The sequence below is a fragment of the Herbidospora cretacea genome (assembly GCF_001570605.1).
In the GTDB taxonomy this organism is placed as follows: domain Bacteria; phylum Actinomycetota; class Actinomycetes; order Streptosporangiales; family Streptosporangiaceae; genus Herbidospora; species Herbidospora cretacea.
The window spans coordinates 204,225-225,175 of record NZ_BBXG01000010.1 but is presented as its reverse complement, the minus strand read 5'-3'; the positions used below and the strand labels follow the sequence as shown (position 1 = coordinate 225,175).

Annotated in this window: 19 protein-coding genes and 1 rRNA gene; 11 read left to right on the top strand and 9 right to left on the bottom strand. The window is 70.2% G+C overall.

Going from position 1 to position 20,951, the window contains the following annotated elements; translation table 11 throughout:
* Positions 1-226, bottom strand: a 16S ribosomal RNA gene (locus AW270_RS22055); the annotation flags it as partial.
* Positions 227-658: 432 nt separating this feature from the next.
* On the opposite strand from AW270_RS22055, the gene AW270_RS22050 reads away from it, so the two are divergent.
* Positions 659-1,708, top strand: a complete 1,050-nt coding sequence (locus tag AW270_RS22050; protein WP_061297010.1) for an AI-2E family transporter — start codon at positions 659-661, stop codon at positions 1,706-1,708.
* Positions 1,709-1,954: 246 nt separating this feature from the next.
* Here the strand turns inward: AW270_RS22050 and AW270_RS22040 are convergent, their stop codons facing one another.
* From AW270_RS22040 to AW270_RS22020, 5 genes are all read right to left on the bottom strand, one after another.
* Positions 1,955-3,388 carry a putative hexosyltransferase gene (locus tag AW270_RS22040; RefSeq protein ID WP_063819294.1) on the bottom strand — a complete coding sequence of 478 codons (1,434 nt, stop codon included), beginning with the start codon at positions 3,386-3,388 and terminating at the stop codon, positions 1,955-1,957.
* Between the two features lie 236 nt (positions 3,389-3,624).
* Positions 3,625-5,169: a cellulose binding domain-containing protein gene (locus AW270_RS22035; RefSeq protein ID WP_061297008.1), complete on the bottom strand. Its 1,545-nt coding sequence runs from the start codon at positions 5,167-5,169 to the stop codon at positions 3,625-3,627.
* A 12-nt stretch (positions 5,170-5,181) separates the two neighbouring features.
* Entirely contained in the window at positions 5,182-6,948 is a 1,767-nt protein-coding gene (locus AW270_RS22030; protein ID WP_061297007.1) for a chitinase, read from the bottom strand.
* Positions 6,949-8,562, bottom strand: coding sequence for a chitinase (locus tag AW270_RS22025; protein ID WP_061297006.1), 1,614 nt, complete (start codon positions 8,560-8,562; stop codon positions 6,949-6,951). It lies immediately after the preceding gene.
* 246 nt (positions 8,563-8,808) lie between these two features.
* On the bottom strand, positions 8,809-9,282 hold the full coding sequence (locus tag AW270_RS22020; protein ID WP_061297005.1) for a GbsR/MarR family transcriptional regulator: 474 nt from the start codon (positions 9,280-9,282) through the stop codon (positions 8,809-8,811).
* 83 nt (positions 9,283-9,365) lie between these two features.
* Here AW270_RS22020 and AW270_RS22015 point away from each other — a divergent pair, with 83 nt between their 5' ends.
* Both AW270_RS22015 and AW270_RS22010 read left to right on the top strand, forming a co-directional pair.
* The gene (locus AW270_RS22015; RefSeq protein ID WP_061297004.1) at positions 9,366-10,247 is read left to right on the top strand and encodes an ABC transporter ATP-binding protein; all 882 of its coding nucleotides are present in this window, start codon (positions 9,366-9,368) and stop codon (positions 10,245-10,247) included.
* On the top strand, positions 10,244-11,803 hold the full coding sequence (locus AW270_RS22010; RefSeq protein ID WP_061297003.1) for an ABC transporter permease: 1,560 nt from the start codon (positions 10,244-10,246) through the stop codon (positions 11,801-11,803). Before AW270_RS22015 ends, AW270_RS22010 begins: the two co-directional genes overlap by 4 nt.
* Before the next feature lie 76 nt (positions 11,804-11,879).
* Here the strand turns inward: AW270_RS22010 and AW270_RS22005 are convergent, their stop codons facing one another.
* Positions 11,880-12,968: a YeiH family protein gene (locus tag AW270_RS22005; protein ID WP_061297002.1), complete on the bottom strand. Its 1,089-nt coding sequence runs from the start codon at positions 12,966-12,968 to the stop codon at positions 11,880-11,882.
* Positions 12,965-13,093, bottom strand: coding sequence for a hypothetical protein (locus tag AW270_RS41840; RefSeq protein ID WP_269321531.1), 129 nt, complete (start codon positions 13,091-13,093; stop codon positions 12,965-12,967). Before AW270_RS41840 ends, AW270_RS22005 begins: the two co-directional genes overlap by 4 nt.
* A 59-nt stretch (positions 13,094-13,152) precedes the next feature.
* Here AW270_RS41840 and leuE point away from each other — a divergent pair, with 59 nt between their 5' ends.
* From leuE to AW270_RS21990, 3 genes are all read left to right on the top strand, one after another.
* Positions 13,153-13,791 (top strand): leucine efflux protein LeuE, encoded by a 639-nt coding sequence (gene leuE / locus AW270_RS22000; protein WP_061297001.1) that lies wholly within the window; start codon positions 13,153-13,155, stop codon positions 13,789-13,791.
* Between the two features lie 194 nt (positions 13,792-13,985).
* Positions 13,986-14,615, top strand: coding sequence for a VC0807 family protein (locus tag AW270_RS21995; protein ID WP_061297000.1), 630 nt, complete (start codon positions 13,986-13,988; stop codon positions 14,613-14,615).
* A 28-nt stretch (positions 14,616-14,643) separates the two neighbouring features.
* Positions 14,644-15,114, top strand: coding sequence for a TspO/MBR family protein (locus AW270_RS21990; RefSeq protein ID WP_061296999.1), 471 nt, complete (start codon positions 14,644-14,646; stop codon positions 15,112-15,114).
* Here the strand turns inward: AW270_RS21990 and AW270_RS21985 are convergent.
* Positions 15,111-16,052 (bottom strand): ROK family transcriptional regulator, encoded by a 942-nt coding sequence (locus AW270_RS21985; protein ID WP_061296998.1) that lies wholly within the window; start codon positions 16,050-16,052, stop codon positions 15,111-15,113. The genes AW270_RS21990 and AW270_RS21985 overlap by 4 nt on opposite strands.
* A 54-nt stretch (positions 16,053-16,106) precedes the next feature.
* On the opposite strand from AW270_RS21985, the gene AW270_RS21980 reads away from it, so the two are divergent.
* The 5 genes from AW270_RS21980 to AW270_RS21960 all read left to right on the top strand — a co-directional run bounded on the left by AW270_RS21980 (position 16,107) and on the right by AW270_RS21960 (position 20,902).
* The gene (locus AW270_RS21980) at positions 16,107-17,243 is read left to right on the top strand and encodes an MFS transporter (protein ID WP_061296997.1); all 1,137 of its coding nucleotides are present in this window, start codon (positions 16,107-16,109) and stop codon (positions 17,241-17,243) included.
* 11 nt (positions 17,244-17,254) lie between these two features.
* Positions 17,255-17,986, top strand: coding sequence for an SDR family oxidoreductase (locus tag AW270_RS21975; RefSeq protein WP_061296996.1), 732 nt, complete (start codon positions 17,255-17,257; stop codon positions 17,984-17,986).
* Positions 17,987-18,201: 215 nt separating this feature from the next.
* On the top strand, positions 18,202-19,020 hold the full coding sequence (locus AW270_RS21970; protein ID WP_061296995.1) for a DMT family transporter: 819 nt from the start codon (positions 18,202-18,204) through the stop codon (positions 19,018-19,020).
* Between the two features lie 11 nt (positions 19,021-19,031).
* On the top strand, positions 19,032-20,255 hold the full coding sequence (locus AW270_RS21965) for a glycosyltransferase (protein WP_061296994.1): 1,224 nt from the start codon (positions 19,032-19,034) through the stop codon (positions 20,253-20,255).
* A gap of 11 nt (positions 20,256-20,266) precedes the next feature.
* Positions 20,267-20,902, top strand: a complete 636-nt coding sequence (locus AW270_RS21960) for a DUF998 domain-containing protein (RefSeq protein ID WP_061296993.1) — start codon at positions 20,267-20,269, stop codon at positions 20,900-20,902.
* Positions 20,903-20,951 lie beyond the last annotated feature (49 nt).

The following is a 20,951-nucleotide window of genomic DNA, read 5'->3' as shown; positions in this document are numbered from 1 at the left end:
GCCCATCCCTGACCGAAAAAACTTTCCACACACAGACGATGCCATCGTGTGTCGTATCCGGTATTAGACCCAGTTTCCCAGGCTTATCCCAGAGTCAGGGGCAGGTTACTCACGTGTTACTCACCCGTTCGCCGCTCGAGTACCCCGAAGGGCCTTTCCGCTCGACTTGCATGTGTTAAGCACGCCGCCAGCGTTCGTCCTGAGCCAGGATCAAACTCTCCAAAAGATGTCTTCAGAGATGTTCTCCCAGCCAACATTCGTCATGAATGTCAACCAAAGGAATCCGTCATCAAATGACGGGGTTGTGCATCATGCACTGGCTTTTAGCACACTGTTGAGTTCTCAAGAAACGGACTTGCTTTTAAGCTTTTGTTTTTTCTTGCTGTTGTGCCTTTATCTTTTCAGCGTTTCCCGCTAGTGTCAAACTGGCACTTTTTGCGGTTCCTGCCGAAAAGCAACCCCTCTAACTTAGCCAGATTCCAGGCGATGTCAAACCGCCCGGATTCCCGGATCTTGTTGAGTGGGGTTTGTCGAACCAGGTCGACGGATTAAAGATTAACAGCTCCCCGGAGTGCTCCCGCACGTTTACCGGGTCACGGGTCGGTCAGTTGATCGCCAACGGTGGGTCTCCGCCGGTCAGAAGGGTAGGAGACGGCTCATGGTCCAATTGCCGCGCGCACTGGTCGTCCTGCTCACCACGGCGGCGGCCGTCGTGACACTCGCCGGGATCCAGGCCGTGGGGTCCATCGTCGGTCCGGTGATGCTGGCCTTGGTGCTGGTGGTGGCGGTCGCACCGGTCAGGGGCGTGCTGGAGAGGAAGGGCGCGCCGCAGTGGCTGCAGGTCACTGTTCCCTTTCTGATCGTGCTGCTGGTGCTGGCCGGGATGCTGGCGATCATCGCGGTGGCCGCGACTCAGCTGGCGGTGCTCGCACCCACGTACGCGGATAAGTTCGCCGCGCTGGCGGCGGAGGCGCGCGCCTTCGCGGCCGGGATCGGGCTGGGGACCGACCAGATCGACAAGGCGGTGGCGTCGTTCGATCCGAGCCGGCTGCTGCCGGTCGCGCAGGGGCTGCTGGCGGGGGCGCTGGGGGCCGGGTCTGCGCTGTTCCTGATCGTGGTGCTGTCGCTGTCGATGAGCCTGGACGCGCCGGCGTTCACCCGGATCATCCGGGTGGCCAAGACCGAGCGGCCCGAGATGCACGCCGCGCTGACGACCTTCGCGGCGCGGACGCGGCGGTACCTGCTGGTCTCCACGGTCTTCGGGATCATCTGCGCGGTGCTCGACGTGATCGCGCTGCTCTTCCTGAGCGTGCCGCTGCCGCTCCTGTGGGGGATCCTGGCGCTGATCACCAACTATGTGCCGAACATCGGCTTCATCCTCGGGCTGGTGCCGCCGGCGCTGCTCGGGCTGCTCGACGGGGGATTCTCGACGATGGTGCTGGTGATCCTGGCCTACATCGTGATCAATGTGGTGGTGCAGTCGTTCGTGCAGCCGAAGTTCCTCGGGGACGCCGTCGGACTGTCGACCACGATGACGTTGGTCTCGCTGATCGTGTGGGCCTTCGTGATCGGGCCGCTGGGGGCGTTGCTGGCGATTCCGCTGTCGCTGCTGGTCCGGGCGCTGATCATCGACAGTGATCCGTCCGCCCGGTTCGCCCGCGCGCTGGTTTCCGGGGAACCTCCCCCGCCGGAGCGGGCGGCGACGTAAGGTCACCGGATGCGCAGATGGGACATCGACGAACGGCAGACCGGGATCGCCGACGGCACGGCGATGGACCCCCAGGTCGCCAGTCTGCTGGCGGGCATGCGCCGCGACGGGTGGGTGACCGAGGAGCCGGAGGTCCACCTGCTGCCGCACCTGAAGAAGGCGTGTGGCCAGACCTGGCGGATCACCGGCGAACGGCTCGTCGACGACGGGGTCTACGAGGTCACGCTGGCGACCGGCGCGGAGCTGTCAGGTGTCGCGCTGCACCGTGCCGCTGTCGGTCTTCTCGCGGCGATCGCCGAGCCCGTCTTCTTCGTCCGGCAGAGCGAACCCCGGGTCTTCGACTGCGTCACCGGGGTGCTCGACGGCGACCCGCCCGGCTTCAAGAGTCACGGGCACCTGGTCCGGCTGATCGTCGAGTGAGCCCAGCGTCCGGCGGGCCCACGGCATCGCGGCGATGAGCAGCGGGAACAGCACGATCGAGCTGATCGCCCACGGCGCGTGCAGCGCGCCCCAGTCGGGGCCGCGGAACTGGGTCAGCACGAGATAGCCGGTCGCGGCCCACAGCGAGCTGCCGATGATGGCCGGCCACGCCCAGCGGGTCGGGCGGGCGACCAGGAACGGCATGAACCAGAGCAGGTACTGCGCGCCCAGGCGGGGCGTGACGACCATGAATCCCAGCAGGATGGCGATCGACACGTCGACGGGGTCGGCCTTGCGCCACCACCACAGGCAGAACGCGGCCACGGCGTAGATCATGTACTGGCCGACGACGAGCTTCCACGGCGTGAGGTCCCAGTTGCCGCCGTTGATCACGGCGGTCCAGCCCCAGTCGCCGGTGATCGGCCGCACGTCGCTCGGCCGCAGGCTGATCTCCTTCAGCACGTCGACGAGCTGGTCCCAGCGCACCCAGCCGCCGAGCGGCATGGTCAGCAGCACCAGGATCGGCGGCACGGCCACCGCCAGCCCCGAGACGATCCGCGCCCGCACTCCCGGCAGGAACATCAGCATGCCCGGCACCAGGATCACCGGCCAGCTCTTGGCGCAGAGCGCCAGCCCCATGAGCATCCCGGCGCAGACCGCGCGGCGGGTCACCCCGGTCGCGTCGCGGGTGAGCAGGCTGCGCACCATCCGGTCGGGCCGGTCGAGCAGCGGCTCACTCCCCCGGAACTCGCCCGGTCCGCGCGCCACGACGTAGGCGGCCACGGCGAACACCAGCGAGACGGGCTCGACCTGGCCGTGGACCGAGGCGACCAGGACGGCGAGCGGATTGCACGCGTATTGGAAGGCGCGCAGCCTCCCCTGCCCCCGACCGGCGAGTCTGCCGACGAGGGGAATGAGCGCGAGGTCGGCGACGACGGTGACGAGCCGCCCCGCGACCTCCCACGGGATGCCCAGCCACATCAGCGACCCGTAGACATAGGGGATCGCCGGCAGGAAGTGCCACCCGCTGTTGACCGGGTTGCGCCCTTCGAGGATCGCCTCCCCGGCCGGGCGGAAGCTGTTGACGAAGTCGATCGGCTGCCAGGAGTCGGCGGCCGAGAACGCCATGATCAGCACCCGCACCGCGATGCCGACCCCGAGGATCGCCAGGAGTGAGGGTTGCCACCCCCTCCGCTGCGCGAGGACGGCGAGCACGACACCGGTGACGAGAAGGATTCCCGTGGGGATTGCGTAATCCATGACGCGCCAACCTTAGCGACGAAGGCGGCCGCCGGTTCCCGCACGGCGAAGAGCCTCTTCTTTCTTTCCGTTACGGCTCCGCCCGGCCGGCCCCGCCCGCCGCCTCCGCGTCTCGCCGTGACCGGCGCCGACCACCCGCTCCCGCCTCGCCCCGTCACGACTGACCGGGGCCGATCGAAAGAGGGCGGTGCGCGCCCCGGCGTCCCGGCGTGGGTGCGCACCGCCCTCGGCTTGGGTCAGAAGCCGCCCGTGATCCGGGTGAAGTCCCAGTTCGACTGGCTGATGCCGGAGCAGTTGGCGACCACGCCGCCGCCCGGACAGGGGCGGTCGCGGTTGACCGACCACGTCGCGAAGCGGGTCAGACCACGCTGGAGGGCGTAGTCGCGGATGGCCGTCCAGGCCGCGGGGGTGGTGGTCTCCAGTTGGTCGGACAGGCCGACCATGCCGGAGATGCCCATCTTCGCGTAGGCCTGGGCGTCGGTGTAGCCGTAGGCGGACTTGAGCACGTTCTTCAGGCCCTCGGACGCGTTGATCGTGTCCTGCTGGATGTTCGAGCTGCCGAAGTCGAACGTCATGATCGTGAAGTTGTCGATCGGCACCGCCAGGGCCCGCGCCTGGTTGATCAGGCGCACGCCGTGGGAGGTGGGGCCGGTCGTGGACGTCCCGAAGGTGACCGCGATCTTGATGTTCGGGTTGTTCTGCTTGACGATCTTGAGGCCGTTCAGGATGCGGTCCTGGACGGTGTAGTTCTCGAACTCGTCGGTGTTCTCGATGTCGAAGTCGACCACGGCCGGCCCGGTGGCGTTGATCACCGTCTGGACCGCCTGCGCGTAGGCCTGCGGCGTCGAGCAGTTCGGGCCGAGCTTGTTGCCCTGCCAGCCGCCGAAGGAGACCTGGATCGACCCGCCGGCCGCCTTGATCGCGTTGATGGCGTTGACGTCGGCCGCGTTGTTCAGCGGGCGGTTGCCGTCCCAGGCCGGGTTGCAGCCGCCGCTCGACAGGATGAAGGCCATCGTGAACGACTTCACGCCGGTCGCCGACATCACGCTCGCGGGGTTGGGCGGGTCGCCCCAGCCCATGTAGAGGTAGGGCGCGCCGGGCATCCGGGGCCCGCCGGTCGGGCAGCCGGTGGTCGAGCCGGTCACCGAACCGGACGACGACGACTCACCCACGGTGTTGTACGCCCTCACGACGTAGGTCTTCGAGGTGCACGCCGCGATCCCCGAGATGGTCGCCGAGGTGCCGGTGACCTGCGCGCGCTGGGTCGAGCCCTCGTACACGCGATAGCCCGTGACCGTGCCCGAGGACGCGCCCCACGACAGGGAGATCGACGAGCCGGTGGTCCCGGTCACCGACGGGGTCCCGGGGGTGCCGGGGGCGCCGGGGTTGGTGGTGCCGCCGCCGCAGGGCTGCCCGTTCAGGGTGCAGTTCGCGGGGACGGCCGAGCCGGGTGAGGCGATGAAGCCGAAGCTGGCGGTGGCTCCCGGCGCCAGGGAGCCGTTCCAGCCCACGTTGGAGAAGGTGAAGCGCTGCCCGCTGCGGGACAGCACGGCGTCCCACTGAGAGCTGACGTTCCCGCCCGAGGGCAGGTCGAAGGCGACCGACCAGCCGTTGATGGTGGACGTCGTGCCGTTGGTGATGACGTACTTGCCCTCGAAGGCCGAGCCCCAGTCGGAGGTCTTGGTGAAGACGGCGGTGGCGGGGGCGGCCTGCGCGGGGGTGGCGGCGACGAGGACCCCGGCGAGAGTCCCTAACGCGACCAGAGTCGCACGTAGTTTCATCGGAAAGGTCCCTTATCCGAGCGCGTTGAGGTAGGCGCGGTGGTTGCGGGAGAACTCGAAGTTGTTGAACCGGTCCCAGTTGATCGACCAGGTCATCAGGCCTCGGAGGTTCGGGTAGACACCGCGCGGCCGGTACGTGCCGCAGTTGGTGCCCTTGGCCAGGCAGTCGAAGGCCTTCTGGACCTCGGCGACGCTGGTGAAGCCGTTGCCGGCCTGGCCCGACGCCGGCAGCCCGATGGCCACCTGGTCCTGGCGCAGCGCCGGGAACACGTTGTTCGCGTTGCCCTGGATCGGGAACCCGGCGAGCAGCATGTCGGTCATCGCGACGTGGAAGTCGTGGCCGCCCATCGTGTGGTACTGGTTGTCCAGGCCCATGATCGGCCCGGAGTTGTAGTCCTGCACGTGGAGCAGGGTCAGGTCGTTCCGCATCGCGTGGATGACCGGCAGGTAGGCGGCGGCGCGCGGGTCCGCGCCTCCCCACTGGCCCGAGCCGTAGAACTGGTAGCCGAGCTGGACGAAGAACGTCTCCGGAGCCATGGTCAGGATGAAACGGCTCCCGTAACGGGTCTTCAGCGAGCGCAGCGCCGCGATCAGGTTGACGATCACGGGGGTGGTCGGGTTGCGGAAGTCGGTGTCACCGGTGTTCAGCGACAGGCTGTGGCCCTCGAAGTCGATGTCGAGACCGTCGAGGCCGTACTTGTCGATGATCGCGCCGACCGACTGGACGAACTTGTCGCGCGCCGCCGTCGTCGTGAGCTGGACCTGGCCGTTCTGGCCGCCGATCGAGATCAGCACCTTCTTGCCGGCCTGCTGCTTGGCCCGGATGCCCGCGATGAACTGCGCCTCGGTCTCCACGTTGGGGCACTCGGCGGCCGGGCACTGGGTGAAGCGGATGTCGCCGGAGGTCACCGAGGTCGGCTCGCCGAACGACAGGTTGACGACGTCCCACTCGTTCGGCACATCGGCCATCCGCGTGTAGCCGGAGCCGTTGGCGAACGAGGCGTGCAGGTAGCCGACCAGGACGCGTTTCGGCAGGCCCGTCGGCGGTGGCGGGACACTGCCGATCACCGCGGTGACCGTGTTGGAGCGCCCCGACTCGCCGGCGGCGTTGACCGCGCCGACCTGGTAGCCGTAGGTGCCCGCGGCGGGCCGGTCGGTGTAGGTCGTCCCGGTCTGCGTCGCGATCAGCGCGCCGTTCCGGTAGACGCGGTACTGCGTGGCCCCGGAGACGGCGGGCCAGGACAGGTTGGCCTCGGAAACGGTCTGGCTGAGCGACAGCGCCGGAGCCGCCGGGGGCTGCGGGCCGGGCGGGTTGCCGCCGGGGCCGTCGAGGACGACGTCGTCGGCGTAGTAGGTGCCCTGGCCGTACCAGCCGTTCAGGTAGATCGTCACGGAGGTCTGTGACGCGCCGGTGGTGAACGAGCGGGTGAGCTGGGCCCAGTTCGCCCCGGGCGCGGCCCAGGTCTCGGAGAACCCGATGGCGCCGAGGAAGACGTAGGGGCCGCGCACCCACGCCGAGAGCGTGTAGGCGGTGTTCGGCTGGACGGTCACGGTCTGGGAGCACCGGGCGAAGTCGCTGCCCGCCGGGGTGGCGGCCAGCGCTCCGGAGCCCGATCGGACGGGGGTGGTGACGGCCTGCGCGCCCGAGGAGCACGTCCAGCCTGTCAGGCCCGACTCGAAGCCGGGGTTGGTGGCGATGTTGGCGGCCTGGGCGGGCGACGCCACAAAGGCGCCGCCCAGCACGAGGGCCGCAGCTGCTATGAGGCTGCGGATCTTCATCTACGGAAGGGTGTTCAGGTGGGGGCGGACGGTCCGGGAGAAGTTCCAGTTGTTGCTGGCGTCCCAGTTGATCGACCAGGTCATCGCGCCCCGGATGCCCGGGTAGGCGCGCGGCGGCACGAAGCTGCCGCAGTTGGTCCGGGTCGCCAGGCAGGTCAGCGCCTGGTTGACCATCGAGGGGGCGACCACGCCGCCGCCGGCCGCGCCGGGCCCGGACGGCAGGCCGAGTGCCACTTGGTCGTCGCGCAGGCCGTTCTCCAGCTGGATGCAGGCGAGGGCGGTGAGGAAGTTGACCGAGCCCTGGCCGTAGGCGAACGACTGGTCGCAGCCGAGCATCGAGCCGGAGTTGTAGTACTGCATGTGGACGACGGTGAGGATGTCCTTGATGGCCAGGGCCAGCTTGAAGTACTCCATGCCGGTCGACTGCATGTCGATCGTCTGCGGCGCCATCGTGATGATGAGCGACGAGCCGACGCGGGAGCGGAGCTGGCGCAGCGCGTCGCCCATCCACTGGGCGTTGAGGCCGTTCTCCAGGTCGATGTCGACGCCGTCGAAGCCGTAGGTCTGCATGATCGAGTAAACCGAGTTGGCGAACTGGGTCGCGGCGGCGGAGCTGGCGACCTGCACGCGGCCGGTCTCGCCGCCGACCGAGATGATGACCTTCTTGCCCGCCGCCTTCTTGGCCTGGACGTCGGCCTTGAACTGCGCCTCGGTGTAGCCGCCGACGGCCGAGGCCAGGCCCGGGTCGAGGGCGAAGGTGACCTGGCCGGGGGTGGTGGTGGCCTCGGCGAACGCGATGGCGATCAGGTCGTACTCGTTCGGCACCGCCGACAGCTTCAGCTCGGTGGCCGGGTTGACGAAGTTGTGCCAGTAGCCGGTGAGGAAGTGCTTGGGCAGCGGCCCGATCGGGCAGCCGGTGGTGGAGCCGCTCACCGCGTCGCTGGCGACCGACTCGCCCTGCGCGTTGTAGGCCTTGACCGTGTACGTCTTCCCGGTGCAGGCGGCCAGCCCGGAGACGGTCGCCGTGGTGCCGGTGACCTGGGCGCGCTGGGTCGAGCCCTCGTACACGCGGTAGCCGGTGACCGTGCCCGAAGACGCGCCCCACGACAGCGAGATCGAGGAACCGGTGGTGCCGGTCACGGTCGGGGCGCCGGGCTTGCCGGGCACCCCCGGCTGCGGCGAGGGAGAGGGCGACGGGGAGGGGTTGGTGCCGCCGCCGCAGGAGACGCCGTTGAGGGTGCAGTTGGCCGGGGTCGCGCCGCCGGGGCTGGCGATGAAGCCGAAGCTCACCGAGCCGCCGACCGGGATCGCGCCGTTCCAGCCGACGTTGCCGAAGGTGAAGCGCTGGCCGTTGCGGGACAGCACGGCGTCCCACTGGGAGCTGACCGCGCCGCCGGACGGCAGGTCGAAGGCGAGCGACCAGCCGTTGATCGCGGTGGGGCCGGCGTTGGTGATGACGTACTTGCCCTCGAAGGCCGACCCCCAGGAGGAGGTCTTGGTGAAGGTCGCCGTCGCGGCCGCGCTGGCGGGACTGGCGACGAAGGGGATCACGACGAAGGCGAGCGCGAGCGAGAAGACCGCCGTCAGCGCACGCCAGAGGTACCTGCGTTGCATGTCACAACCTCTGTGGGACGGGTGGGGGGAACAGAGCTGTGGCCGCGTCCGGTGACTTGACGCAGTGGTTCAGGATTTCTTTTAGTAAAGTTTCCTAAGAGTTGTGGGGATCGTAGCCCGCCGATCCCGCCCTCACAAGGCCCATCCCGGTATCCGGTGAGACATGACGAAACCGCCCCGGAATCCCGGGGCGGTCTATGTCAACATATGTCAGACCCTCTGTCAGTCACGGGGTCAGTCACAGGGTCAGTCAAGGCCGTGTTCCACCTTGTACTTCCGCCAGAGCTCCATGAGCATCGGCAGCGACTCGTGGACGAACTTGAAGTATTCGTTCATGGTCCCGACCCGGCGGGCCGCCGGGGTGTCCTCCCCGAGCGCGACGACGATCTCCTCGGCCATGGCGGCCAGGGTGATGAAGAGGTCGTTCTTCAGGACCGTCGCCTCGTACCAGGGGTTGTCGGGCAGCCGGTAGACGTCGCTGCGCGAGCCGATCTGCGGCTCCTTGGCCAGCATGCCCACCTGGAGCAGGTAGCGCACCGCACCTGACACCGCCGCCGGGCTCACCCCCAGCCGCTCACCGATCTGGCCGGCCGTGAGCGCGTCCTCGTCGGCGATCATCACCGTCATCAGCACCCGGGCGGACATCCGGGGAAAGCCCCAGCTCGTGAACACCATGGCCATCCGCTCGGTGGCCATGCGTACCTGTTCCTCGTCTCGCATCCAACCTCCCCACCGAAATATATATGCGATTCATACGCGTCACTCATTTCACAACTTCGTGAAACGAGTGTACGGTCCGAAACATGGAAAACGCCATCATGGTGTCCGGCCTCCACAAGACGTTCGGCCGGACGCACGCGCTCAACGGACTCGACCTCACGGTCAAGACCGGGGAGGTGCACGGTTTTCTGGGCCCGAACGGATCGGGGAAGTCCACCACGATCCGGGTCCTCCTCGGGCTGCTGCGTGCCGACTCCGGCTCAGCCCGGCTGCTCGGCGGCGATCCGTGGAAGGACGCCACCGCGCTCCACCGCCGCCTGGCCTACGTGCCCGGTGACGTCACCCTGTGGCCGAACCTGTCGGGCGGCGAGGTCATCGACCTGCTCGGCCGGCTGCGCGGCGGGCTGAACCCCCAGCGCCGGGCCGAACTGCTGGAGCGCTTCGACCTCGACCCGCGCAAGAAGGGCCGTGCCTACTCCAAGGGCAACCGGCAGAAGGTCGCCCTGGTCGCGGCCCTCGCCTCCGACGTGGAGCTGCTCATCCTCGACGAGCCCACCTCCGGCCTGGACCCCCTGATGGAGGAGGTCTTCCGCGAGTGCGTGGTCGAGGAGAAGCGGTCGGGTCGCACGGTCCTGCTGTCGAGCCACATCCTGGCCGAGGTCGAGCAGCTCTGCGACCGGGTGAGCATCATCAGGAACGGCCAGACCGTCGAGACCGGCACCCTCACCGACCTGCGCCACCTGACCCGCACGTCGATCAGCGCCGACCTGGCCGCCCCCCTGACCTCCATCCCGGGCGTGCACGACCTGGTCGTCGACGGCACCCGGGTCCGCTTCGAGGTCGACACCGACCGGCTCGACGAGACCCTCAAGCACCTGACGACGGCGGGCGTGCGCAGCCTCACCTCCCAGCCCCCCACCCTCGAAGAGCTCTTCATGCGCCACTACCAGGGCGTGGCGTCATGACCGGCGGATGGCACCTGATCCGGTTGATCCTGCGGCGCGACCGGGTCCTGCTCCCCCTGTGGGTGCTGATCCTCTCGGCCCTCCCCGCCGCGTACGCCGCGAGCTTCGCCGAGCTCACGCCCACCGAGGAGTCCCGGGCCCTCTACGCGCGGACCACGGCGGGCATCCCGTCGATCGAGGGCATGCTGGGCCCGATCTACGGGTCGAGCGTCGGCGCCCTGGCCACCCAGCGGGCCGGGCTGACGCTGCTGATCGTCGCGCTGATCAACGTGCTGGTGGTGATCAGGCACACCCGCACGGAGGAGGACGCCGGGCGGCGGGAGCTCGTCGCCGCGACCGTCGTCGGGCGGCACGCCCCCCTCGGCGCCGCTCTCCTCGTGGTGATCGCCGCCGATCTCGTCCTGGGCCTGCTGACCGCGGCCTTCATGGGCTTGTCCAGCGGCTCGCTGCTGCTGGGCATGTCGGTGGCGTCCGCCGGGATCGTGTTCGCCGCCGTCGGCGCGGTGGCCGCGCAGCTCACCGAGAACGCCGGACCGGCGCGCGGGCTGGCGCTGGGCGCGCTCGGGGTGGCCTACCTGGTCCGCGCGGCCGGTGACGCGACCGGCTCCGGCCTGTCGTGGGCCTCGCCGCTGGCGTGGAGCCAGTACACCCAGCCGTTCGCCGACGAGACCTGGCTGCCGCTGCTGGCCTCCGCCGGCCTGGCCGTGCTGCTGGCCGGGCTGGCCGGATGGCTGTCGGTCCGCCGCGACGTGGGCGGCGGGCTGCTGCCGGCCCGGCTCGGCCCCGCCGGTTCGACCTCGCTGACCGGCCCGTTCGCGCTGGCCTGGCGGCTGCAGAAGGGCCTGCTGATCGGCTGGAGCGCCGGTTTCCTGGTCTTCGGGCTGGCCTTCGGCGGCGCGGTGTCCGGCGCGACCGAGGCGTTCAACGGCAACCCGGAGCTGGCGGAGCTGTTCGCCCGCCTGGGCGGCGGGGTGTCGCTCACCGACACCTTCATCGCCACCCTGCTGGGCATGGCGGCCATCGCCGCCGCGGCGTACGGGATCCAGGCGGCGCTGCGGATGCGCGCGGAGGAGAGCGCGATGCGGGCCGAACCGGTGCTCGCCACGGCGACCGCGCGGGTGCCGTGGGCGCTCGGCCACGTGGTCTTCGCGGTGATCGGCCCGGTCGTGGCTCTGGTCATGATCGGCGCGGGCCTCGGCCTCACCTACGGAGCGGACGTCGGCGACCTGGGCCAGGTCCCCCGCCTGATCGGCGCGGCGCTCGCGCAGGCCCCGGCGGCGGCCACCCTCACGGGCCTGACGGTCGCGCTGTTCGGGCTGCTGCCGCGTCTTTCGGCGGTGGCGTGGGGGATCCTGGCGATCTGCCTGCTGCTGGGACAGATCGGCGCACTGCTCCAGCTCAGCCAGGCCGTTCTCGACCTGTCGCCGTTCACCCACACGCCCCGCCTCCCCGGCGGAGAGGCGACCGCGCTTCCGCTGGTCGTGCTCACCGGGGTCGCCACGGTGCTCGTCGCAGCGGGGCTCTGGGGCTTCCGCCGCCGCGACGTCGGGGTGTGAAGCTACCGGCAGGGTGACGCCCCGAACAAGGGGCGTCACCCGTGAGCACGTTCCAGCGATCGAATTGTGACCCAGGTCACACGGTGAACCCGCTGAACAGCAGCAGGGCGAGCCCGAGTGCCAGGACCAGGTTGAGCACGGCGGCGCTGCCGAACACCACGACGGGCCGCCAGCCCGCCTCCCGCAGCGAGCTGACCTTGAACTCCAGCCCGATGCTGACGAAGGCCAGGATGAGGAACCACACCCGCAGGTCGTTGGCGACCGCGATGGTGGCCTTCCCCTCGTCGGAGGAGACCGTGGAGAGGTACCAGGTCGCGATCACCGAGGCGGCCACGAACCCGAGCACGAACTTGGGGAAGCGCGCCCAGAACTCCCCGATCCCCGGCGCTCTGGCCCCGGGGGTCCGCTCGATCCGGAACGCGAACCACGCCGTCAGCGCGATCACCACGATGCCGATCAGCGCGTTCTGGGTGACCTTGACGATGGAGGCGACCGCCAGCGCGTCCTCGCCGACCAGCGCGCCGGCGGCGGTGACGGCGGCGGTGGTGTCGATGTTGCCGCCGATCCAGGCCCCCGCGACCTCGTCGCTCAGCCCGAACACCGAGGCCAGCCACGGCACCAGGAAGATCGACGGCAGCGCGAAGGCGATGACCAGGCTGGCCGTGTAGGCCAGCTGCTCCTTCTTCGCCTGGACGGCTCCCGCCGCCGCGATGGCCGCGCTCACCCCGCAGATCGACACGGCCGACGACAGCAGCGCGCGGAGCTTGTCGTCGATCCCGAGCCGCCCGGCCAGCCACCAGGTGAACAGGAACACGCTGGTGATGAGCAGGATCCCCTGGATGATCGCGGGCCCGGCGGCCGTGACGATCACCTTCAGGTTGATGGACGCCCCGAGCAGCACGAGCCCGGTCTTGATGAAGAACTCGGTCCGGAAGCCGCCCTCCAGCCGCTCCCGCCACCCGGTGGCGGTCAGGATCGCGTTGCCGAGCAGGCCGAGGACGATGGCGTAGACGGGATATTCGACGGCCTTGGCGAAGTCGCCCTCGAACCAGGTCGGGACGTTCTTCTCCAGGAACCGGGTGGCCGCGCCGAGCAGCAGCACGACGACGACACCGAGAGCGGCGTACAGCCCGGTGCTCCGGGTCTCGGTCCGGGTCTCGGTCACGGGATCAGCCCCGGCGGGATGACGCCGACGATGACGAGCACGAGCAGGAGGAGTCCGATGACGGTGGCCGCCCAGTCCTCGTTGAACTGGGTGCGACTCTCCTGCCGGGTGGGGGGTTCGGTCATACATTCCATACTAAACATATAGGAATTACCGGCAAAGCCTCCGGGAGTATCGTGACCACGTGTTCTTCGGCATCACCGACATATGGACTTATGTCATCGGCGCGTTCCTGATCGTCCTCCTCCCCGGCCCGAACTCCCTGTTCGTGCTCTCCACCGCCGCCCAGCGCGGCGTCCGCGACGCCTACCGCGCGGCGGCCGCGGTCTTCATCGGCGACTCGGTCCTGATGATCGCCTCGGCGGCGGGGGCCGCCTCCCTGCTCATGTCCAGCGACCTGGTCTTCACGATCGTCAAGTACGCCGGTGCGGCCTACCTGGCCTACATCGGGATCAGCATGATCTGGGGCGCGTGGCGGACCAGAACCGTGACCGCGGGCGTCGAGACCCCGGCGCCCTCCCCCGACCCGTTCCGCAAGGCGCTCGTCATCAGCCTGCTGAACCCGAAGGCGATCCTGTTCTTCGTCTCGTTCTTCATCCAGTTCGTCGACCCCGGCTACGCCGCGCCCGCGCTGTCGTTCCTCATCCTCGGGGCGATCCTGCAGGTGTTCTCGGTGCTCTACCTGTCGGCGCTGATCTTCGGCGGCACGTTCCTGGCCGGGCAGTTCCGGCGGCGGAAGGTGCTGACGGCGGGGCTGACGACGGGCGTGGGGGCCGTGTTCCTCGGCTTCGGGGCGAAGCTGGCGACCACCAGCCTGGGGTAACCGGACGGCCGTGACCAAGAGGGTTACATCCCTCTAACTCCGTACATGTCCCTTAAGGGGTAAGCCGTGGGCACCCCTAGGGGTCGGGTACTGTAACGGATCGGCCACGGCCTTCCCAACGGGTTTTCACAGACCGCCCCATGGGTAGGCGCGCAAGCTTTAGCGTCGGTGCTTTCGACGCCCGAAGGAGCGGCATGACCCACCCGCCATTCACCCTGCCCCGGCTGACCGCCCTGTTGCGTACGGCGGTCCCCCGGCTGCTGGAAGGGGTGGTCGCTCCTCTGGTGGTCTTCTACACCGCCTTCGCGCTGCTCGGTCTCGACGGCGGGCTCATCGCCGCCGTCTCCTGGGTCTACATCGGCGTCCTCTACCGGCTGGTCCGGCGGCGGCCGGTGCCCGGGACCATGGTGCTGGCGGCGATCGCGATCACCGTGCGGGCGCTCCTGGGGTGGTGGAGCGGGGACGCGGTGGTCTACTTCATCCAGCCGGAGCTCGGCACGATCTGCATCGCGCTGGCCTTCCTGGCCTCCGTCCGGCTGAACAAGCCGCTGGTGCAGCGGCTCACGCTCGACTACATCCACCTGCCGCAGTTCGTGCTGAGGCACGAGCGGATGCGGCAGTTCTTCGCGCGGATCACCCTGCTGTGGGCGTTCGTGCTGATGTGCAACTCGGCGGTGAGCATCTGGCTGCTGCTGCACAACAACGTCTCGACCTATCTGCTGGTCCGCACGTCGGCGGTGGCCGTGATCACCGGTGTGGCGTTCGCGGGGTCGATCTGGGCGTTCAAGCGGGTCCTGAACCGGATGCACGCCGAGCCCGCTTGACCTGAGCCCCTCCGGGCAGGGGTGGGTCATGAGTACCCTCACCCGTCACCGCTGGCCCGGTCTCGCCCTGTTCGCGCTGGTCGTGGCGCTGGTCGCCGTGGTCGGCGGGCTCGCGGCCGCCAACGCCGGCGCCGTCTACGTCCGGCTCGACCTGCCCGTGTGGGCGCCGCCGCAGTGGCTCTTCGGCCCGGCCTGGACGGTCCTCTACATCCTGATCGCGATCTCCGGCTGGCTGGTCTGGGAGGCGCGCGGCTTCGACTCCTCGTTCGTCCCGTACGCGGTCCAGCTCGTTCTCAACGCCCTCTGGACGCCGCTGTTCTTCGGCGCCGGGCTCTACGGGGCCGCGTTCCTGGACATCTCGCTGCTGTGGGTGGCGATCCTCGTGAACATCGTCATGTTCCTGCGCCGGCGGCCGGTCGCCGGGCGGCTGCTGGCGCCCTATCTGCTCTGGGTGACCTACGCCGGGGCGCTCAACCTGTTCATCTGGCTCAACAACTAGCCGAACGTCTCGTCCCTGGCCGCGTCGAGGGCCAGCAGGGTGGCTCCGAGCAGGACCGGGTTGTCGGCGACCTCGCTCGCCCTGACCTCCACGGCCACTGGGCAGATCGCGTCGACGGCGCGCTGGACGCGCAGGGACAGATCCGGTCCGCCCGCGTGGCCGGTGCCGCCGCCGAGCACGACCAGGCCGGGGTCGACGACCTCCGCGATCGTGGCCACGCCGAGGGCGACCCGTTCGGCCAGCGCGTCGAGTGAGCCGGGGGCCGTGGCGACGAGGTCGTGCAGGTCGCCGCCGCGCAGCGGGAGGAAGCCCACCTCGCCCGCCGCGCCCGAGACGCCCCGGCGCAGCTTGTGGTCGAGGACCAGCGCGCCGCCCGTCCCCTCGTCGAGCCAGAGCAGGGCGAAGTCCGCACGGCCGACCGCCGCCCCGGCGCGGTGCTCGGCGACGGCGGCCAGGTTGACCTCGTTCTCGACCACCACGCGCACGCCGAGTTCCGCCTCCTCGGCCGGCGCGTGCCGGGAGCCGTGGCCGGGCGCGCCCACCACGACGGTGTGCAGCGGATCCTCCGCCACCGCCCGGACGGCGGCGACGATGCCCGGCTGACCCGGCAGCACCGCCTCGGTGAGCGTCCGGCCCGCGAGGTCGGCGCAGACCGCGCTGACGTGGCAGGGGCGCACGTCCACACCCACCACGTGGGCGCGCGCGGCGGCCACCCGCCACAGGCGCGCGTTGGGGCCGCGTTTGTCGGCGCCGCTCTCCCCGGCCGGTTCGATCAGGGCGGCGTCGTGGAGCCGTTCGATCAGGTCGGAGACCGACGGGCGGGACAGGCCGGTCAGCTCGCGCAGTTGCGGGGCGGTCAACGGGCCCTGCTCGACCAGCAGGTCGAGGGCCATGCGGTCGTTGATCGCCCGTGCGGTGCGGGGGGTCGCCTTAATCATCAGGAAGCCTAACTGTTAGTTTGATCATACCCCTTTAGATCACTGGAGTATGAAATGCGTCGCGCGATCTCGCTGGTCTTCCTGAGCCACGGACTGGTGGCGGGAAGCTGGTCCACGCGCATCCCCTGGATCCAGGAGCACCTGGGTCTGTCGGCCACCACCCTCGGTCTCGTCCTGCTGGCCACGGCGGGCGGGTCGATCATCGGCCTGCTCGCCGCCGGGCCCCTGTTAGCCCGCCTCGGGGCGCGGAACGCCACCGCGGTCCTCGTCCCGATCTACTGCCTCACCCTCGGGCTTCCCGCGCTGTCCCCCAGTCTCCCCTTCCTCTGCCTGGCCCTCGTCTGTTACGGCGCCGCCGCCGGGGCCTCCAACGTCGCGGTCAACGCGGAGGCCTCCGGCGTCCAGAAGGCCGCCGGTCAGCCGATCATGACGCGCCTGCACGGCATGTGGTCGGTCGGCATGCTGGCCGGCGCGGGGGCCGGCGCCCTCGCCGCCACCTTCCAGGTCGGCGCGCCGCTCCACCTGGGCGCCGTCGCGGTCCTGACGGCGGGCGCCGCCGCGCTGGCCGCCCGTTCCCTTCCGGTACGTCCCGACGCCGGCGTCCCCGGGCGGGGGCTGGCGCTGCCGTCCCGGCCGGTGCTCGCGATCGGGCTGCTGGCCTTCTGCTCCTCCTTCGCCGAGAGCTCGGTGGTCAACTGGTCGGGCATCTACGTCCGCGACGTGACCGGGGCCGACGCCGTCGCGGCGGCGCTCGCCTACGTCGCCTTCGCCTGCACCGCCGCGGCCTCCCGGCTGGGGTCGGTGGCGGTGATCGTGCGGCTCGGGATCGTGCGGACCGTCCGGGCCGGAGCGCTGACCGGGCTCGCCGGGGGCCTGCTGGTCGTGCTCGCGCCGGTGACCTGGGTGGCGGCGCTCGGGTTCGCGCTGATCGGGCTCGGGCTGGCCACCGTGGTGCCGCAGGCCTTCAGCGCCGCCGCCGACGCCGCGCCCTCTCCCGGGGAGGGCGTGTCGGGGGTCGCCATGCTGACCCTGTTCGCCGGGCTCGGCGGGCCCACGCTGTTCGGCGCGGTCGCCGACGCCTTCTCACCCCGCGTCTCGTTCCTGCTGGTCACCGGGGCCGTGGCGGCGATCGCCCTGGCGGCGCCGGTGCTGCGTCCGCGAGTATCGGCACCTGTTCCCGTGCACGTCTGAAAGGACCTCCCTTGCCTGAAGGAACCGCTCTCGTCACCGGCGCCAGCCGCGGGCTCGGCGCCGTCATCGCCGAACGTCTCGCCGCCGACGGGTGGCACGTCCTGCTCAACTACGCCCACGACACCGCCGGGGCCACCGCGGTCGCCGACCGGGTGCGCTCCCGGGGTCACTCGATCGACGTCGCGCGGTTCGACGTCACCTCCGAGGAGGCGGTCGCCGCCGCCATCGCCGCCGCCGGGCCGATCGCGGTCGTGGTCAACAACGCCACCGGCCCGCAGCCGGAGATCCCCGTCGAGGACCTGACCTGGGACGACCACCTCGACCAGCTCAAGTTCTTCGTCAAGGCCCCGCTGCTGATCCTCCAGGCGGTGCTGCCCGGGATGAAGGCCGCCGGGACCGGCCGCATCATCAACATCGGCAGCGAGGTCGCCGACCTGGGCAACCCCGAGTTCTCCCAGTACGTCGCCGCCAAGATGGCCATGCACGGCCTGACCCGATCGTGGGCCCGCGCCCTGGGACCCCACGGCATCACGGTCAACACCGTCGAGCCCGGCTGGATCCCGGTCGAACGCCACGCCTCCGTCCCGGCCGACGACCACGAGTCGTACCGGAAGACCCTCGCTCTCCCCCACATGGGCACCCCCGCCGACGTCGCCGACACGGTCGCGTTCTTCGCCTCCGACGCCTCCCGGTTCGTCACCGGGCAGCGGATCGCCGTCAACGGCGGCAAGACCATGAGCTGAGAACACGCTGATGAATTCCCCGAGATCGCGCCCAGGGATGACCGGTCGTCATCTCAGGGGCGATCCCGGATGGATCTCTCCCCCGTTTGAACCAGGCTGCGCTTAGCAGTCAGGCACGACAGCGGAAATCTCCCACGAGTTCCCGAACCGGACGCCGTATCGCGGCGTTCCGGCCACCGTGCCATGGCTTCATCCAGGGGAGAGGAGTCCGCACCATGACCATGCTCGCGGCGGCGCCGTCAGCGGCCGTAGCCCTTGCCGGTTCGCTCTTCTTCGCCCTCGGCGCCGCCCTCCAGCAGCACGTGGCGGCCACCGGGAACGAGCCCCGCCTGCTGGTCCTGCTGCGCCGGCCGCGCTGGCTGGCCGGCGGCGCGGTGATCGCCGCGGGCGGACTCCTGCACGTCTACGCCCTGAGCATCGGCCCGCTGACGATCGTGCAGCCCATGGGTGTGGCCAGCCTGCTGTTCGCGCTCCCCATCGCCGCCGCGCTGCACGGGCGCACGACCTCCCGGCGCGAGCTGGCGGCCGGGGCGATGGTCGCGATCGGCCTGATCGCGCTGGTCCTGATGGTCCCGGTGCCGTCGCGGCCACCGAGCATGACCGGCGCCGAGGTGACCCTGATGCTGGGTCTGGCGGGCGGCGTCGCCCTCCTCTGCCTGGCCGCCGCCACCCGGATCGCGCCGCCGGGGCGCACCGCCCTGCTGGCCGTCTCCGCCGGGGTCATGTACGGCGCGGCGTCCACCCTGATGCGGGTCATCGCCGACGGCTGGCCGAGCCAGCTCTGGTTCGCCCTGGCCCTGCCGATCCCGCTGGTCATGGCGCTGATGCTGCTGCAGAAGGCGTACGCGATCGGGCACTTCGGGGTGGCCTTCGCGGCGTTGCAGGTCACCGACCCGGTGACCGCGGTGTCCTTCGGCGCGCTCCTGCTCGGTGAACCCCTGCCCGCCAACGGCCTGGCCGCCACCGCGGCCGCCGCCCTGGCCGCGGCCGGCACGGTCGCGCTCGCCAGAACCACCCCCCTGTCGAAAAGGTGAACGGAGCCCCCATGAGCCTCACCCTCGCCGAGGCGTCGGTAGCGCAGTCCCGCCCCCGCCGGGTGCTGATAGCGACCGACACCTACCCGCCCGACGTGAACGGCGCGGCCTATTTCACCCACCGCCTGGCCTCCGGCCTCGCGGCCCGGGGGACGGAGGTGCACGTCGTGTGCACCTCCGACGACGGCCCGCCGGTCACCGACGTGCTGGACGGGGTGCTCGTGCACCGGCTGAGGTCGGCCCGCCTGATGGTCCACCCGACGATGCGGTTCACCGTCCCGGCCGGGCTCGGCCGCACCATGGACCGGCTGGTCCGGCGCATCGGGCCCGACGTCGTGCACACCCAGGGCCACTTCGTGGTCGGCCGCTCCGCCGTGGCCGCCGCCAAGCGGGCCGGGCTGCCGGTGGTGGCCACCAACCACTTCATGCCGGACAACCTCTTCCAGTTCACCGGGGTCCCCCAGCGGCTGCGCCGCCGCGTCGGCGAGCTGGCCTGGAAGGACCTCAACCGGATCTTCGAACGGGCCGACCACGTCACCACGCCCACTCCGCTGGCCGCCGGCCTGCTCTCGGCCAAGGGCCTGCGCAGCGAGGTCGAGCCGGTGTCGTGCGGCATCGACCTGTCCCGGTTCCACCCGCAGCCGCAGGCCTGGGCGCGCCGCCGGTTCGGCGTCCCGGAACGTCCGACGATCATGTTCGTCGGCCGCCTCGACGAGGAGAAGCACCTCGACGAGATCGTGCTGGCGCTGCCGAAGCTGCTCAACGACGTCGACTGCCAGGCCGTCTTCGTCGGCCAGGGCAACCGCAGGGAGTACCTGGAGCGGCTGGCCCACCGGGTCGGCGCCGGGGACAACGTGAAGTTCCTCGGCTTCGTCGCCGACGCGGACCTCCCCCAGGCGTACGCCGTCGCCGACGTGTTCTGCATGCCCGGCACGGCCGAGCTCCAGAGCATCGCCACCCTGGAGGCGATGGCGAGTGGCCTGCCGGTCGTCGCCGCCGACGCGATGGCGCTGCCGCACCTGATCGAGGGCAACGGCCACCTCTACACCCACGGGGACGTCTCAGAGCTGGCCCGCCACCTGAAGTTCATCCTCACCCACGACGAGGAGCGGGCCGCGATGGGCAGGGCGAGCCTCGCGCTGGCCGCGGCCCACACGCACGAACGGTCGCTGGCCCGTTTCGAGGCGATCTACGGGGAAGTCCTGCACCACTCACCCATATCGGCTGTCCATTAAACGGGGGACCCATGATCCTGCTGGCGACGGCGGGCCCGGCGGCGGCTCTGCTGCTGATGCTGGCCCTGCACCTGTTCTTTCCCGACCTGATCGACCCGATGACGGGCCTGCTGAGCGACTACGCCGTGACGAGCACCATGACCGAGACGATCTTCGCTCTCGGCATGATGGCCCTGGCGGCGGGCTGCGTGGCGACGGCCTGGACGCTGACCCGGCTCGACCCCTCCCGGACCGCGGCGACGCGCTTCCTGCTGATCGTCGCGGCGGCCGGGCTGGTCCTGGCCACCGTCTTCCCGACCGACGTGTCGCCGACCGTCACCTCGCTCGCCGGTGAGATCCACCGCTGGTCGACGGCGGCGGTGTTCACCTCGATCCCGGTGGCCGGCTGGATCCTGACGCGGCGGGGGCCGCTCGGGGCGATCGGCGTGCTGGCCCGGGTGAGCGGCGCCGTCCTGGCGTTCTACCTGCTGAGCCACCCGACGTCCCCGGTGTCGGGGCTGATCGGCGGGGAGGACTACTACGGGCTGCTGGAGCGGATCGTGGTCGTCCTGGACATCGTGCTCGTCGTCGCGCTGGCGAACACGGGCAAGGTCGCGGCGCGCGCGGTCTCCCCGGCGAAGCAGCCGGAACCCGCGCTGCACGGCTGACCATTCACCGCCCCTTTATTCACAAAAGGGGCGGTGAATCGATTTTCCC

Excerpts from the sequence above, each read along its gene's own strand:
- AW270_RS22050 (WP_061297010.1), top strand. The coding sequence starts at position 659 with ATGGTCCAATTGCCGCGCGCACTGGTCGTCCTGCTCACCACGGCGGCG.
- AW270_RS22040 (WP_063819294.1), bottom strand. The coding sequence starts at position 3,388 with ATGGATTACGCAATCCCCACGGGAATCCTTCTCGTCACCGGTGTCGTG.
- AW270_RS22035 (WP_061297008.1), bottom strand. The coding sequence starts at position 5,169 with ATGAAACTACGTGCGACTCTGGTCGCGTTAGGGACTCTCGCCGGGGTC.
- AW270_RS22030 (WP_061297007.1), bottom strand. The coding sequence starts at position 6,948 with ATGAAGATCCGCAGCCTCATAGCAGCTGCGGCCCTCGTGCTGGGCGGC.
- AW270_RS22025 (WP_061297006.1), bottom strand. The coding sequence starts at position 8,562 with ATGCAACGCAGGTACCTCTGGCGTGCGCTGACGGCGGTCTTCTCGCTC.
- AW270_RS22020 (WP_061297005.1), bottom strand. The coding sequence starts at position 9,282 with ATGCGAGACGAGGAACAGGTACGCATGGCCACCGAGCGGATGGCCATG.
- AW270_RS22015 (WP_061297004.1), top strand. The coding sequence starts at position 9,366 with ATGGAAAACGCCATCATGGTGTCCGGCCTCCACAAGACGTTCGGCCGG.
- AW270_RS22010 (WP_061297003.1), top strand. The coding sequence starts at position 10,244 with ATGACCGGCGGATGGCACCTGATCCGGTTGATCCTGCGGCGCGACCGG.
- AW270_RS41840 (WP_269321531.1), bottom strand. The coding sequence starts at position 13,093 with ATGACCGAACCCCCCACCCGGCAGGAGAGTCGCACCCAGTTCAACGAG.
- AW270_RS21995 (WP_061297000.1), top strand. The coding sequence starts at position 13,986 with ATGACCCACCCGCCATTCACCCTGCCCCGGCTGACCGCCCTGTTGCGT.
- AW270_RS21990 (WP_061296999.1), top strand. The coding sequence starts at position 14,644 with ATGAGTACCCTCACCCGTCACCGCTGGCCCGGTCTCGCCCTGTTCGCG.
- AW270_RS21985 (WP_061296998.1), bottom strand. The coding sequence starts at position 16,052 with ATGATTAAGGCGACCCCCCGCACCGCACGGGCGATCAACGACCGCATG.
- AW270_RS21980 (WP_061296997.1), top strand. The coding sequence starts at position 16,107 with ATGCGTCGCGCGATCTCGCTGGTCTTCCTGAGCCACGGACTGGTGGCG.
- AW270_RS21970 (WP_061296995.1), top strand. The coding sequence starts at position 18,202 with ATGACCATGCTCGCGGCGGCGCCGTCAGCGGCCGTAGCCCTTGCCGGT.
- AW270_RS21965 (WP_061296994.1), top strand. The coding sequence starts at position 19,032 with ATGAGCCTCACCCTCGCCGAGGCGTCGGTAGCGCAGTCCCGCCCCCGC.
- AW270_RS21960 (WP_061296993.1), top strand. The coding sequence starts at position 20,267 with ATGATCCTGCTGGCGACGGCGGGCCCGGCGGCGGCTCTGCTGCTGATG.